This window comes from Micromonospora sagamiensis (genome assembly GCF_014680085.1).
GTDB lineage: Bacteria > Actinomycetota > Actinomycetes > Mycobacteriales > Micromonosporaceae > Micromonospora > Micromonospora inyonensis.
Genome location: NZ_AP023438.1, coordinates 4,179,739 through 4,192,184 on the forward strand (window position 1 = coordinate 4,179,739; position 12,446 = coordinate 4,192,184).

Below are 12,446 nucleotides of genomic sequence, written 5' to 3' on the forward strand. Positions count from 1 at the left end.
GCCCGTTCCCGCGGTCCTGTCCGGTCCCGCGGTCCTGTCCGGTCCCGCGACCCGGCTGTCGCGGGGACGCGGCTCAGTCGACCAGGGCGGAGTAGACGAGCTGGCGCAACTGGGGGCGCAGCGGATAGGTGCTCGACGGCATGAGCTGGGTGAACAACAGCGCGGTGATCTCCTCGGCCGGGTCCACCCAGAACGCGGTGCTGGCCACGCCGCCCCAGTAGTACTCGCCGACGCTGCTCGGCACCCGGCCCGGAATCGGGTCCTGCACCACCGCGAAGCCGAGACCGAAACCGACCCCGTCGAAGATCGACTCGGCGAAACCGCCGGTGGAGAGGGCGTCCAGGTCGCGTCCGCCGGGCAGGTGGTTGCGGGTCATGAAGCGCACCGTGCGCGGACCGAGCACGCGCGCCCCGTCCAGTTCGCCCCCGCGCAGCAGCATCTGGGTGAACCGGTGGTAGTCGTACGCGCTGGAGATCAGGCCGCTTCCCCCGGCGAGCAGGGTGGGCTTCTGGCGGGCGACCGCTCCGAACTGGTCGTGCCGCAGGATCCGGCCGGTCCGGGGGTCGGGCACGTAGAGCGCGCCGAGCCGCTCGGCGTCGTCCCCGTCGACCCACCAGTGCGTGTCGGTCATGCCCAGCGGGCGCAGGATCCGGTCGGCGACGAAGTCGTCGAGGCGCTGCCCGGAGACCACCTCGACGAGCCGGCCGAGCACGTCGGTGGCGACCGAGTAGCCCCACGCGCTACCGGGCTGGAAGAGCAGCGGCAGCTCGGCCAGGGCCACCGAGGCGGCGGCCAGGTCGACGCCGGGCGGCCAGCCCAGGTCGTAGCCGGCGGCCCGGTAGAGGCCGTCGACCACCGAGGTCTGCATGAACCCGTACGTCAGGCCGGCGGTGTGCGTGAGCAGGTGCCAGACCCGGATCGGCTCGACCGCCGGCACCGTGTACGGCTTGAGGTTCGAGCCCTTGGCGTAGACCCGGACGTCGGCGAACTCGGGCAGCCACCGGCTGATCTCGTCGGTCAGCTCGAAGCGGCCCTCCTCCCAGAGGATCATCGCGGCGACCGACGTGATCGGCTTGGTCATCGAGTAGATCCGCCAGAGCGTGTCCGGGGTCACCGGAGCACCCGCCTCCGCGTCGCGCATCCCGTACGTCGAGGAGTGCGCGACGTGCCCGCGCCGGGTCACCACGACCTGCCAGCCGGCGAGTTGCCCCGCGTCGACGTACCGGCCGAAGTGCTCGTCGATCCGGGACAGCCGGGCCGGGTCGAAGCCGATCTCGTCCGGGTCGATGTTCCGCGCCACGTCCACGACAACTGAACCTACTAGCCGGTAGGGGCTTCCCGAAAGGGGTGCGGCTAGTCTCGGGACCGTGCCGGAGCTCACCGAGGACGCGTCCTTCCGCCACGAGGACTGGTACGGCGAGGAGATCGTCGACCGGCACTTCGTGCGCTGCTCGTTCCAGGAGATCGACCTGACCGAGGCGACCACCCGGGGCGCGGTCTTCACCGAGTGCTCCTTCGGCGGTGTGCGCTTCAACGCCTCCCGGCACGTCGACTCGGCGTTCACCCGCTGCGTCTTCACCCGGTGCGTCCTGTTCGAGGCCGAGTTCACCGGCTGCAAGCTGGTCGGCAGCACGTTCACCGAGTGTGAGCTGCGTCCGCTGCGGGTCGAGGGCGGGGACTGGTCCTTCGTCGCCCTGTCCCGTGCCGACCTGCGCGGCGTGCGCCTCAACGGCGTACGGATGCGGGAGGTGGATCTGAGCGCGGCCGACCTGACCGGCGGGGTCCTGACCAACGCGGACCTCTCCGGCGGGCACTTCTCGGGTGCCCGCCTCACCCGGTGCGACCTGCGCGGCAGCGACCTGAGCGCGGTCGACCCGACGACGGTCCAACGGGCCGGCGCGATCATCAACCCGGAGCAGGCGCTGGTGCTGGCCCGGACGCTCGGCTTCGAACTCCGCTGACGCCGCGAGGGGGCGCGGAAAGCACGGCGGCGTGGGAAAACCTGCCACAGGGTGTCAGGTGCGGCTGCCACTCTCGGTGCATGGCATGGTGGTCGGATCTGGTCGACGAGGAACCGGACTTCGCCGAGCGGGTACGCGCCCGCTTCGCGGTCCGCAAGCACGGGACGATGGCGACGCTGCGGCGGGACGGCTCACCCCGGATCAGCGGTACGGAGTTCCAGTTCGAGGACGGGGACCTGCGGGTGGGCAGCATGCCCGGCGCGCTCAAGGCGCTCGACCTGCGCCGCGATCCCCGGCTCGCGCTGCACTGCCCGACCGAGGACACCCCGGAGGACGACCCGGGCTCCTGGGACGGTGACGCGAAGATCGCCGGGATCGCGCACGAACTGCCGCCGCCGGAGGACGGTTCGCACCGGTTCCGGGTCGAACTGACCGAGGTGGTGCTGACCCGGGTGGGCGAGCCGGCCGACCACCTGGTGATCGAGAGCTGGCATCCCGGGCGGGGGCTGCACCGCCGCATCCGCCGCTAGCCCGCCGGTGCCAAGGGGCCGCCGGCCCGCCTGCCGCCGGCCTGTCGCGTGCTGCCGGCCTGCCTGCCGCCGGGCCGTCGGCTGCCCGGCCGGTGGCACTCGGGCCGGGACAGTTTGTCCGTCGCGGTCCGTCGATCCGGTCGTAACTTTCCGTTGTGGAGATTCGACGACCTCGGGAGGCTTCGCTGATGAGCACGAGTACCCGTACCGTCCGGCCTCCCGCCCCGCGCGTCGGTGGCGAACCGAGCGGGGAGGTGCTCCGGGAGATCCCGCTACCGCCGTACGTCACCGGTGAGGACGCGCAGTTCGCGGTCCGGGCGGTGGTGGTGCACGCGCCGCGCCGGTGGTCCGGCGGGACGGTGTGCCGTAACGACGCCAGCCCGCACCCGTGCCGCCTGCACCGCTGGGGACGACGCGTGCTGGCACTGCGCGGGCTCCGCCCGGCCGACATCGACGCCCTCATCGAGCGCGGTGACCCCGCCGCCGTCCCGCCGCCGGTCGCCTGAGCCGAGGCTGGGGTGGTAGCAGGGGCCCCTTGTTACCGCTTTTTGTCGAGCAGGGGGCCCCTGCAGGCACCTCAGCAGGTGATCGGCTTCAACCAGGAGCACTCGATGCCCTCCGGCGTCCGGGGGATCTCCGGTGCCGCCGGGGGTGCGGTCCGCGCCGCCGTACCGCCCGTGGCGGTGTACGACGCCAGCGCGATCGCGATCTGGTCCTCCAGGCTCTTCACCGAGGAGGCCAGGTAGTTGTTGAGCACGACGGAGAAGACGAGCCGCCGCCCGTCGGCGTCGGTGACGTAACCGGAGAGCCCGGAGACCCCGGTGAGGCTGCCGGTCTTGGCGCGTACGTTGTCCGCCGCCGGGGTGCCCCGCATCCGGCTGCGCAGCGTGCCGCCGACGAAGCGTTCCGCGTTGCCGGCGACCGGCAGGGCGGCGTACCAGGCGTCGAACCAGGGTTCGGCACGTACGGCGACCAGCAGGTCGACGAACTCGGCGGGCGGGACCAGGTTCCGCCGGGACAGCCCCGAGCCGTCGCGCTGGCGCAGGGTGCCGGCGTCCATGCCGGCATCGGCCACGTAGCCGTTGATCTTGGCTAGCCCGGCGGACCAGGTGCCGGAGCCGGCGAGCACGCGGCCGATCTCCTTGGTCAGCACCTCGGCGTGACCGTTGTTGGAGAGCTTCAGGAACGGCACCATCAGATCGGCCAGCGGCATCGAGTCGTGACGGGCGACGCTGGTCGCGCCGGCCGGGGTCGCCCGTCCGAGCACGGTCCGTCCCAGCACCTGTACGCCGTGCCGGCGCAGCGCCGTGCGGAACAGGTCGGCGGCGTACCCGGTGGGTTCCCAGACCGTCACCCAGTCGCTGGTCGGGGCGGCGCCGACGGCGACCTGGCCGGTCACCACGACGGTGTTGGTGCCGTGCTCGCGTTCGAAGGAGACGTTGGTCGTACCGGTGGCCACGGTGGTGGCGCGGTTGTCGATCCGCACGTACCCGTTCGGCGGGGTGAGGCTGATCTGCGGACGTTCCCCGGCACCCGCCCCGGGCGTCGCGGTGACGATCACCGTGCCCGCGTCGTAGTCGGTGTCCGGGGCGACGGTCAGCGCGGAGACCTGGGCCGCGTAGTAGTAGGGCTCGTCGTCCCAGGTCCAGTCCGGGCCGAGCCGGGTGGCGTCGTAGCGGGTGTCGTCGGCGACCAGGTTGCCGCCGACCACCCGGATGCCGGCCGCCGCGACCCGGGCGGCGAGCGCGTCGTAGTCGGTGGCGAGCATGGTGGGGTCGCCACCGCCGCGCAGGTGGAGGTCCCCGGTGAGGACGGTGCCGCGTCGGGCGCCGGTGTGCAGGACGTCGGTGGTGAACCGGTGCCCCGCACCGAGCAGCTCCATGGCGGCGGCCGAGGTGAGAAGTTTGGTGTTGGATGCCGGGATCAGCCGGCGGTCCCCGTTGCGCTGGTAGATGGTGTCCCCCGTGGTCGCGTCGGCGACCACCACACCCGCCTGCGCGCCGTCGAGTCGGGCGTCGGCGAGGATCGCGTCGATGGTGGCGCTGAGCCGGGTCTCGGCGGGGGCGGGGGACTCGGCGGTGGCGGTGGGCGCGGCACTGGTGGTCGCGGTGGCGAGGGCGGTGGCGAGGGCGACCAGGGCGAGGGCCCGAGGGTAGCGACGACGTTGCATCCGTCGATGCTGCCATGGAGGTTCTTTTCAGCGCAGCTCCGAGAGCGAAGATTTGTGCCGGGCCGGGTGCGGCCTCGCGTACCGGGCGGACCTTCGCAGTCCGGCGGTGACCGGCACGTCCGGGACGTAGTGGCCCCGACCGCGCGGATGACCGGACTCCGCTTGACGGATCTCTCGGCAGCGGGCACCGTTGGCCGGAGAGGGCGGTACGAGTTGCCCTGTTCGTAGCGAGTGGCGGGCCCGTGCTCCGGGCCGCCCGCGTACCGGAGGGGCCTGTCCGTGGCGGCCCGTGTCCGGACGTGCCGCCGGGTGGTGTGACCGGGGCCCCGCGACCGGCGCTGGTCCGACGGGACCGATCGCCGGCCACCGGTGACCACCCGACCACCAGTGAGGAGATCCGCGATGCTCACCATGACCGACAACGCCGTACTCGTGATCCGTGACCTCGCCGCGCAGCAGGACGTCTCCGACGCCGGTGGGCTGCGCATCACGGCCGACCTGGACGCTGGCTCGCTCGCCGTCGAACTGGTCGGGCAGCCGGCCCGGGACGACCAGGTGGTGGACACCGAAGGTGCCCGGATCTTCCTCGACTCCGACGCCGCCGAACTGCTCAACGACACCTCGGTCGACGCAAGCGTCGACGAGGAGGGGGTGGTGCAGTTCGGCTTCACCGAGAAGCCGGCCCACTGACCACCGGCCGACGCGGCCCGTCGCCCTACTGACCACCGGGCCGGCTCCGCCCGGCGGCCGGTGACCACCGGGTCGCCGCCGGGCGCCGTCAGCCGGTTCGCCCGGATTCGCCGCCCCGCGACGGCCAGGCCGGTCGTCCGCCGTGGCGCGGTCCGCGTGACCGGTGGCCGTCGGGGCGCTCCCCACGGCGATCGTTCGCGGACGGCGGGGGCGGTCCGGCCGGCTGCCGGAGCGCGGCCAGCACGTGGGCCAGGTGGTGCGAGGTGCCCCAGGCCGCCCAACTGGTCGCCGAACCGGCCCCGGCGGCACCCCGTGCGCGGCGCAGGATCTCGTGGTCGCCCCAGGAGAAGCCGGCCCCGGCCCTCGGCCAGTGCGGCGCGGCGACCACCGCCCGGCACAACTCGGCGACCCGGTCGTCCCCCCGTCCGCCCCGGCGGGACCACCGGTAGATCCACCAGGCCCCGTCGGCGGTGTACCGCATGCCGGGCAGCCGCTCGGGCGGGCCGGGGGTGGCGGTGCGGATGCCGTAGTCGGCGTAGCCGAGGCCGAGCCCGGTGAGGTTCTGCCAGAGCCGCCAGTCCCAGCGTGCCAACCGGACCGGCTCGCCGTCGGGGAGTCCGGGCAGGGCGGGAGGCATCGCCCCGGCCGCCACCGTCACCGATCGCCAGGCGTGCCGGCGGGCCCAGTCGACCAACCGGCGCACCCGCGGCTCGGCCGCGCGCAGATCCGCCATGCAACAGACCTCGCCCACGTCGAGCAGCAGGTCGCACTGTTCCGGCATCAGGCCGGTACGCCGCCAGATGCGTTCCACGGCTGCCGTGGCCGCGTCCGCGCCGCACGGGTCCGCGCGCAGGCGCAGGCGGAGCACCGCCCAGCCGAGGTGGGACCGGGCCATCGCGCCCTGGCTGACCAGCCGGTCGGCCTGCTCCGCGAACCCGATCACCGGCACCAGCGGTACGCCCCGACGCAGCAGCCCGAGCAGGGGCCCGGTCTCGGGGAACCCGGTCAGGTCGACGGCGGCGGTCAGCCCCGCCGGCAGCCGACCGAGCAGGTCGACGGGATCACCGGCGGTGAGGGTGAGGATCGGGACGACCAGCACGGCGGCGTCGCTGTCGAGATGGCCCAGCGCCTCCAGCTCGCTCCGCCCGGCGGTGAGGACCGGGCGGTAGACCGGTTCCGCCGTCCGTCCCGTGTGGGCGGACGCCATACTCCAATGTATCGAGCGATGAACATGCCTCACAGCGCCGTTCGGCTGATCTGCCGGTCAACCGGTGGCTTGGCGCCCGGCCCCTTGGGCTATCGGCTCAGGCAGGGCAGGTCCAGCCATTCCTCGTCCGGGATCCGGTCCCGCACGGTGTCGAGTTCGCGGAGCAGGGTCGCCAGGTCCCGGGGGTCGTCGAGGTGGTGCAGGACGGCCCGGTGGAACGCGGCGGTCATCGCCGCCGGCATCAGGTCCGACGCGTCCCGGCAGAGGGTGCCCCGGGCCAGGGTCCCGGCGATCCGGCGGGACACCGCGTCCGGGTAGCTCGCCGGATCGGTGCCCCGGTTCAGGGTGAAGGACAGGCCACCGCTGGCCTCCCGCCAGACCTGCCGCGCCCGTTCCCCGGCGAGGAAGCGGATCAACTCGCGGGCCTCCGGAGTGTCCTGGAACATCCCCACCACGTCCTCGGCGATCTCGGTGGTCGTGGCGGTGCCCCCACGCGCCGCGAACGGCGGGAACGGGAAGAAGTCGAACCGGTCCGGGGCCTGTCGCCGGTAGTCGCGGACGATGTAGGAGCCCTGGTGGTCCAGATGGCACTCCGGTCGTTCGGCGAACATGCCGAGCCCGGCGACGTTGAAGCCGGTGAGCAGGGCATTCGGGGTGCTCCGGCCGGCCCGGGTCACCTCGCCCCACGCCTGCCAGACCTCGCGCATCTGCGGCGAGTCCCACGGCAGGTCGCCAGCCGTCCACGCCTGGTACGTCGCCGCCCCCCACCGGTGCAGGAAAAGGTCCTCGATCCAGTCCGTGCCCGGCCAGCCGGACAGCGGTGGCGCGCCCATGCCCAGGCACCACGGGGTGCGCCGCCCGGCGCTGAACGCCACCAGCTCCTCCCAGGTGGCCGGCGGACGCCGGGCCAGGGTGGGGTGCCGGTCGGGCGCGTACCAGACCAGGCTCTTGGGGATCACGTTGACGGAGAGCCCGTAGACCCGTCCGCCGAGGGTGACCAGCTGTGGCTCCAGATCCGTCCGCCGCTCCCCGCCGAGCACGTCGTCCAACGGGTGCAGCTTGCGGCTGGGCACGTACGTCTGGAGGTCGTTGAGCCGGGGCAGCACCGCCACGTCGGGCGGGGAACCCCGGTCGACCCCGGAGCGGAGCACCTGGCTGACGTCGCGGGTGCCCCGGTAGTCGACCGTGATGCCGGTCCTGCGCTCGAACTCGTCGAGCACCGCGACGAAGGCGGCGGCCTCGGTGTCCGGGGGTGTCCCCCCGTCGTCCGCGGGCGCCTCCGACCAGGAGGCGATGACGGTGACCCGTCCGGTCGGGGTCGCGTCCGCGCAGGCGGCGACGCCCCCGACGGCGAACAGGACCGGGAGCAGCAGCAGTGCGATGCGGCGTCTCATCGTTCGTGGTACCGGTATTCATCCAGGCGCGGCTGGAAGCCGAGCAGTACGGCCACCGCGGCACAGAGCGCCGCGACGGACAGGACGATCTCGCCGCCGAAACTGTTGGCCGCGCGGGTGGCCCGGTCGATGGCGACGTCGCCGTTGGTCCGCGCGTCGCCGGCCGGGTCGGCGGTGGTCGCCGCCGGTGCCGTGCCCCGCTTCGGCCCCGCGGGTTCCGTGTCGCCGTCCGGGGGGGCGCCGCCGGACGCGGTGACCAGGTCGATGGTGCGCGGGCACCCGTCCCGCCCTCCGCAGGCCGCCTCGAGCCGGTCGGTGAGGCGGTCGGTGTCCCCGGCCGCCAGCAGGGCCAGCTGCTCCCGGCGGTGCCCGTCGACCTCGCTGATCGACTCCCGGGCGGCGGTGAGCTGCCCGGCGGACCAGAGGCTCGACGAGGTGGCGACGCCCATCAGCACCACGAAGAGGGTCGCCAGCAGCAGGGGGGCGTTCAGTCGGCGGCGGAACCGTCGACGCAGGAACCGCTGGGCCCGTACCAGCAACCCGACCAGGACGAGCACCGGCAGCAGCCAGACCGCGGCCGCGGCCGGACTGGTCCACACCCGACCGACCTGGTCGTCCAGGGCCCTCAGCTGCGCCTCGCGGAGCCGGTCCAGCCGGAGCAGGAGTTCCTCCAGGAGGCTGGCGGCGTCCCAGAGCGAGGCGGTGCCGAGGGCGCTGTCCCGGTCCTGCCGGAAGTGCACGTCGGCCCGGGCGATCAGGCCGGTGTAGGTGACCAGGAGCGCCTCGACCACCTGGATGTCGCCGCTGCCCGTCTCACCGGCCGCGTTCCGCTCGGCGACCTCGGCGAGGTGCTGGCCGGCGGCGGCGATCCGGTTCTGGTACTCCTCGCCGGGGCCGCCGAGGAGTCGGGTGCCGTCGGAGAAACCGGCCAGCGCCGCGCCGTGCGCGGCCCGGAGGGCGACCTGGGTGTCGTAGACGGCCAGGACCGACGGCACGGACTGCCGGGCAACCGCGTCGGCGGTCCGGTGCACGACGAGGAAGACCGAGAGGCAGCCGGCCAGCGCGACCGCCGTCGCGACCAGCAGGGCCCGCCGGTGACGCCGCAGGTCCCGCCGGGTGGTGCTGGTCAGGGTGGCCGCGCTCACGCCGGCACCGGTCCCGGCACGTCGAACTCCGTCCCGCACCGTTCGCAGTACCGGGCGTCCGGTGGTGACCCCCGGCCGCACCGGCAGGTCCGGACGGCGCCGCCGGCCGCCCCCGGCCCCGCCGGAGGCGGGCCGTCGTGCCGGGGGTACGACCAACCGGCCGGCTCCGGCCGGGGCGGGTCGTCCCGGACCGGCACCTGCCCCGGCGCAGGATCCTCGGCGTCGACCAGCAGCCCCAGCTCCCCGAGCCGGCGGGTGTCACCGGCCACGGCGGCCAGCCTGACCGCCCGTCCCAGCGGGCCGGCGGCCGAGAAGTCGTCGCTGTCGTGGCCCTCGCCGTCGTCGACGACCTCGCGGCTCCGCTCCCTGCGACCGGTGTCGTACGCGGTCCGGGGGTCGACCTGACCGGGCAGGGTCGGGTCGTCCGTCCAGCGCACCAGCGCGGCCACCGGGGGCGTCTGCGCGGTGTCCGCCACCACCAGGTCGATCCGGGCCGCCAACAGGTCCTCGTCCCGGGGCCGGTCCGTGCCGTCCACCGCCAGGCAGAGGTGGTACTCCCGGCGTTCCTCACCCCACGAGCCGGTCGGGTGGTCCACCGTCCGGTCGTCGACCGGCACGCCGGTCAGGTCCCGCACCGTCGGGTGGACCTGCCGGCAGAACAGCACCCGGTTCGGGGCGACGGTCCTGATCCGTAGCCGAACCTGCGGCACCACGATCGCGGCGGCCGTCGGGGCGGCGGGCATCCCGGTCGGCGGGCGGGCCGTCGACTCCCACCCGCCGACGCGAACCCCGGCGAGCCGCGGCCGGTCCGTCCCGGCCACCGGTCGCCGGTCCCGGACGCGTGCCGTGACGGTGAGGATCCCGTGCAGCTCGCGGTCGGCAGGGGAGAGGAAGTGGTCGTACTCGAGGTGTAGGTCGAAGCCGAGGGGGACGGTCGACACCAGATCACTCCTCACGCGTCACAGCAGGGTCAGGGGACGGACGGTGTTCGCCCGGTCGAGCAGCACGCCGTGGTCGTTGCGGTTGCGGGCCTGCTGCCGGGCGAGGCCGCGGAAGGACCGGGCGAGCCGCCGCCGCAGGGCGGTCTCCGAGGGCGGTTCGCCGAACGTCCCGCCGCCGTCCAGCCCGTCCGGTCCGGTGGCCAGGATCCGTTCCAGCGCCGCCTCGAGAACGGTCGTGGTCAGCCGGTCGCGGGCCTCGCCGTGCGGGCTGCCGCCGTCGAGCCGTAGCTTCGCGAGGCGTCCGACCGCCGCGTTCAGCGACGCCGCGTCGGGTGGCTCGTCACCGAGCCAGGTGGTGAGCGCCCGGACGGCGGCGATCCGGGCGGTGTCGTGGTGCCGGGAGAAGCGGGGGACGCCGTCGAGGGCGGCCACCGCCCCGGTCCGGTCCCGCCCGGCCAACCGGAGCCGGGCCAGGCCGAACGCGGCGCTCGCCGTCAACCGGTCCCGTCGCCACACCGCCTCGTAGTAGCGGGCCGCCCGGCCGGCGTGACCGGTGTGCTCGGCGCAGTAGGCGAGGGCCAGCTTCGGCGCGACCTCCCCGGGGAGTTCCCCGTACACCTGGTCGAAGAGGTCGCCGGCCCGGGAGACGTCGCCCTGGGTGAGCGCGAGCAACGCGTGGTGCCAGGTCATCCGCCAGTCGACCGAGGCGTCGTCGCCGAGCTGCCGCTCGGCGGCGGTGAGCGCGTCCCAGGCGCGGGGCGGGTCGCCCAGCTCCAGCCGGGCCCGGCACCGGGCGAGTTCGATCTCGACGGAGGGGGTGTCGAAGGCGTCGAGGCCGTCCAGCAGGCTCTCCGGGTCGAGCGCCCCGACCGTGGTGAGGAACTCGGCCGCCGGGTCGCCGGACGCGGGACGGGGCACCGGCAGACCGGTGGCCACGGCAGCCGGAGCGGGCCGGCCGTGCGCGCGCAGGACACTGGCCCCCGGCCTGGTCCAGTGCGCCAGCGGCGGCACCGCGCCGAGACCCGCGTCGAAGAGCATGGGGGTGGGCGAGAACACGGTGGAGGACGCGGGCTGCTCGGGCACCGACCGGGCCGGCAGCAGCTCGTGCAGCACCCCCCGGATCTGCTCCGACATCTCGGTCGCGGAGGCGAAGCGGCGTTCCGGCTCGGCGTGCCGTGCCCGCCGCACCAGCCGGAGGAACGACTCCACCCCGACCTCGGCGACCGGGGCCCCCGGCCCGGGGACGAGACCACGGCTCAGCTCCGCCAGCAGCACCCCGACCGAATACAGGTCGGAGCGGACCGTGGCGCCGTGCGTCTCCACCTCCCGGTCGCTGACCCGGTACAGCGGGGTGCCCACCAGCGGGCTGGAGCGGTCGTCGACCCGGCGTACCCCACCGAGGTCGATCAGCTTGATCCGGTCGGCGGTGCGGATCACGTTCCCGGGGTGCAGGTCGGTGTAGAGCAACCCACGGCGGTGCAGGTAGTCCAGCGCGGTCAGGATCTCGTGGGCGTACGCGAGGATGTGCTCCAGCGGCAGCGAGATGTCCGGCCGGGCCGGATCATGGGCGGCCCGGCAGAGTTCGGCCAGGGACATCCCGTTGAGGTACTCCATGACGAGGTAGCTGGCCTGCCCCCCGAAGAGCCGGTCCGGGGCGGTGACGAAGTTGAAGATCCGGACGATGGTGGGATGGTCGAGCGTGGTCAGGTAGCGCCGCTCGGCGACCTCCACCGCCAGCGCGTGCCGGTCGGTCTTGTTGATCAGCCGTTTGAGGGCGACCGGGTTGTCGTCCAGGTGGGTGTCCCTGGCGAGGTACACCTGGCCGAGGCCACCCCGGGCCAGGTAGCCGACGACCTCGTACTGGTCGGCGACCCGGTCGCCGCGCTCCAGGTCGGGCACGAAGGCGAAGGGTGTCTGGCAGCGGACGCAGAAGCCGTGGTCCAGGCGGTCCTTCCCACCCCGCCCGACCGGGCCGCCACAGCGGGCGCAGAACCGCTGGTGCTCGGGGACCACCGGGTCGCGCAGGACCCGCTCGTCGGTCGGGAACTCCAGCACGGGGAGCGGAACCAGATCGGCCACCGTCCAGGTCTCGCCAGCGGGCGGCGGCGTCGTCCCGGACCCGCGCCGGGGCGACCGGTCGGCGCGGCGGGGGGCCAGCCCGCACCGGTCGCAGAAACCGGTCTCGTCGACCGTGCCGGTGCAGTCCGGGGTACGGGTGCAGAACATCAGGCGGACCCCCCGTCGGACTCGTCGCCGGACCGGTCGTCGAGGGCACGGCGCACCTCGTCGCCGTACCCGTGGACCGCCCCGGCCGGGCCGGTCCGGAGCAGGTCGTGTGCCCGACGGTACCGGTCGCGCCGCGCGATGTCCCCGGTCAGTTCGGCGGAGCCGGCGACCACCCGGACGTG

Annotated in this window: 12 protein-coding genes; 4 read left to right on the top strand and 8 right to left on the bottom strand. The window is 74.2% G+C overall.

Annotated elements, in window-relative coordinates; all coding sequences use genetic code 11:
- Nucleotides 1–73: 73 nt before the first annotated feature.
- A complete protein-coding gene (locus tag IGA62_RS18405; RefSeq protein WP_145819595.1) occupies nucleotides 74–1,306 on the bottom strand; it encodes a serine hydrolase domain-containing protein in 1,233 nt (410 codons plus the stop codon).
- A gap of 61 nt (nucleotides 1,307–1,367) precedes the next feature.
- On the opposite strand from IGA62_RS18405, the gene IGA62_RS18410 reads away from it, so the two are divergent.
- From IGA62_RS18410 to IGA62_RS18420, 3 genes are all read left to right on the top strand, one after another.
- A complete protein-coding gene (locus tag IGA62_RS18410; RefSeq protein ID WP_145819594.1) occupies nucleotides 1,368–1,961 on the top strand; it encodes a pentapeptide repeat-containing protein in 594 nt (197 codons plus the stop codon).
- Between the two features lie 80 nt (nucleotides 1,962–2,041).
- A complete protein-coding gene (locus IGA62_RS18415) occupies nucleotides 2,042–2,491 on the top strand; it encodes a pyridoxamine 5'-phosphate oxidase family protein (protein WP_145819593.1) in 450 nt (149 codons plus the stop codon).
- A 188-nt stretch (nucleotides 2,492–2,679) separates the two neighbouring features.
- Nucleotides 2,680–2,997, top strand: coding sequence for a hypothetical protein (locus tag IGA62_RS18420; protein WP_186500017.1), 318 nt, complete (start codon nucleotides 2,680–2,682; stop codon nucleotides 2,995–2,997).
- 71 nt (nucleotides 2,998–3,068) lie between these two features.
- On the opposite strand, the gene dacB is transcribed toward IGA62_RS18420, so the two are convergent.
- Nucleotides 3,069–4,661 (bottom strand): D-alanyl-D-alanine carboxypeptidase/D-alanyl-D-alanine endopeptidase, encoded by a 1,593-nt coding sequence (gene dacB, locus IGA62_RS18425; RefSeq protein ID WP_145819592.1) that lies wholly within the window; start codon nucleotides 4,659–4,661, stop codon nucleotides 3,069–3,071.
- Between the two features lie 402 nt (nucleotides 4,662–5,063).
- On the opposite strand from dacB, the gene IGA62_RS18430 reads away from it, so the two are divergent.
- Nucleotides 5,064–5,351, top strand: coding sequence for an adhesin (locus tag IGA62_RS18430; protein WP_145819591.1), 288 nt, complete (start codon nucleotides 5,064–5,066; stop codon nucleotides 5,349–5,351).
- A gap of 88 nt (nucleotides 5,352–5,439) precedes the next feature.
- Here the strand turns inward: IGA62_RS18430 and IGA62_RS18435 are convergent, their stop codons facing one another.
- From IGA62_RS18435 to IGA62_RS18460, 6 genes are all read right to left on the bottom strand, one after another.
- A complete protein-coding gene (locus IGA62_RS18435; RefSeq protein ID WP_145819590.1) occupies nucleotides 5,440–6,558 on the bottom strand; it encodes a beta family protein in 1,119 nt (372 codons plus the stop codon).
- Nucleotides 6,559–6,647: 89 nt separating this feature from the next.
- A complete protein-coding gene (locus tag IGA62_RS18440) occupies nucleotides 6,648–7,952 on the bottom strand; it encodes an ABC transporter substrate-binding protein (protein ID WP_145819589.1) in 1,305 nt (434 codons plus the stop codon).
- The gene (locus IGA62_RS18445; protein WP_145819588.1) at nucleotides 7,949–9,097 is read right to left on the bottom strand and encodes a hypothetical protein; all 1,149 of its coding nucleotides are present in this window, start codon (nucleotides 9,095–9,097) and stop codon (nucleotides 7,949–7,951) included. The genes IGA62_RS18440 and IGA62_RS18445 overlap by 4 nt, the downstream gene beginning before the upstream one ends.
- The gene (locus IGA62_RS18450; RefSeq protein WP_145819587.1) at nucleotides 9,094–10,038 is read right to left on the bottom strand and encodes a zinc ribbon domain-containing protein; all 945 of its coding nucleotides are present in this window, start codon (nucleotides 10,036–10,038) and stop codon (nucleotides 9,094–9,096) included. The genes IGA62_RS18445 and IGA62_RS18450 overlap by 4 nt, the downstream gene beginning before the upstream one ends.
- A gap of 18 nt (nucleotides 10,039–10,056) precedes the next feature.
- Nucleotides 10,057–12,264, bottom strand: a complete 2,208-nt coding sequence (locus IGA62_RS18455; RefSeq protein WP_145819586.1) for a serine/threonine-protein kinase — start codon at nucleotides 12,262–12,264, stop codon at nucleotides 10,057–10,059.
- Nucleotides 12,264–12,437, bottom strand: a complete 174-nt coding sequence (locus tag IGA62_RS18460) for a hypothetical protein (RefSeq protein WP_186500015.1) — start codon at nucleotides 12,435–12,437, stop codon at nucleotides 12,264–12,266. The genes IGA62_RS18455 and IGA62_RS18460 overlap by 1 nt, the downstream gene beginning before the upstream one ends.
- Between the last annotated feature and the right edge of the window lie 9 nt (nucleotides 12,438–12,446).

What these genes read in the sequence shown, in the direction of transcription:
- IGA62_RS18415 (WP_145819593.1), top strand. Translation starts at nt 2,042, where the DNA reads ATGGCATGGTGGTCGGATCTGGTCGACGAGGAACCGGACTTCGCCGAG.
- IGA62_RS18440 (WP_145819589.1), bottom strand. Translation starts at nt 7,952, where the DNA reads ATGAGACGCCGCATCGCACTGCTGCTGCTCCCGGTCCTGTTCGCCGTC.
- IGA62_RS18420 (WP_186500017.1), top strand. Translation starts at nt 2,680, where the DNA reads ATGAGCACGAGTACCCGTACCGTCCGGCCTCCCGCCCCGCGCGTCGGT.
- dacB (WP_145819592.1), bottom strand. Translation starts at nt 4,661, where the DNA reads ATGCAACGTCGTCGCTACCCTCGGGCCCTCGCCCTGGTCGCCCTCGCC.
- IGA62_RS18435 (WP_145819590.1), bottom strand. Translation starts at nt 6,558, where the DNA reads ATGGCGTCCGCCCACACGGGACGGACGGCGGAACCGGTCTACCGCCCG.
- IGA62_RS18455 (WP_145819586.1), bottom strand. Translation starts at nt 12,264, where the DNA reads ATGTTCTGCACCCGTACCCCGGACTGCACCGGCACGGTCGACGAGACC.
- IGA62_RS18430 (WP_145819591.1), top strand. Translation starts at nt 5,064, where the DNA reads ATGCTCACCATGACCGACAACGCCGTACTCGTGATCCGTGACCTCGCC.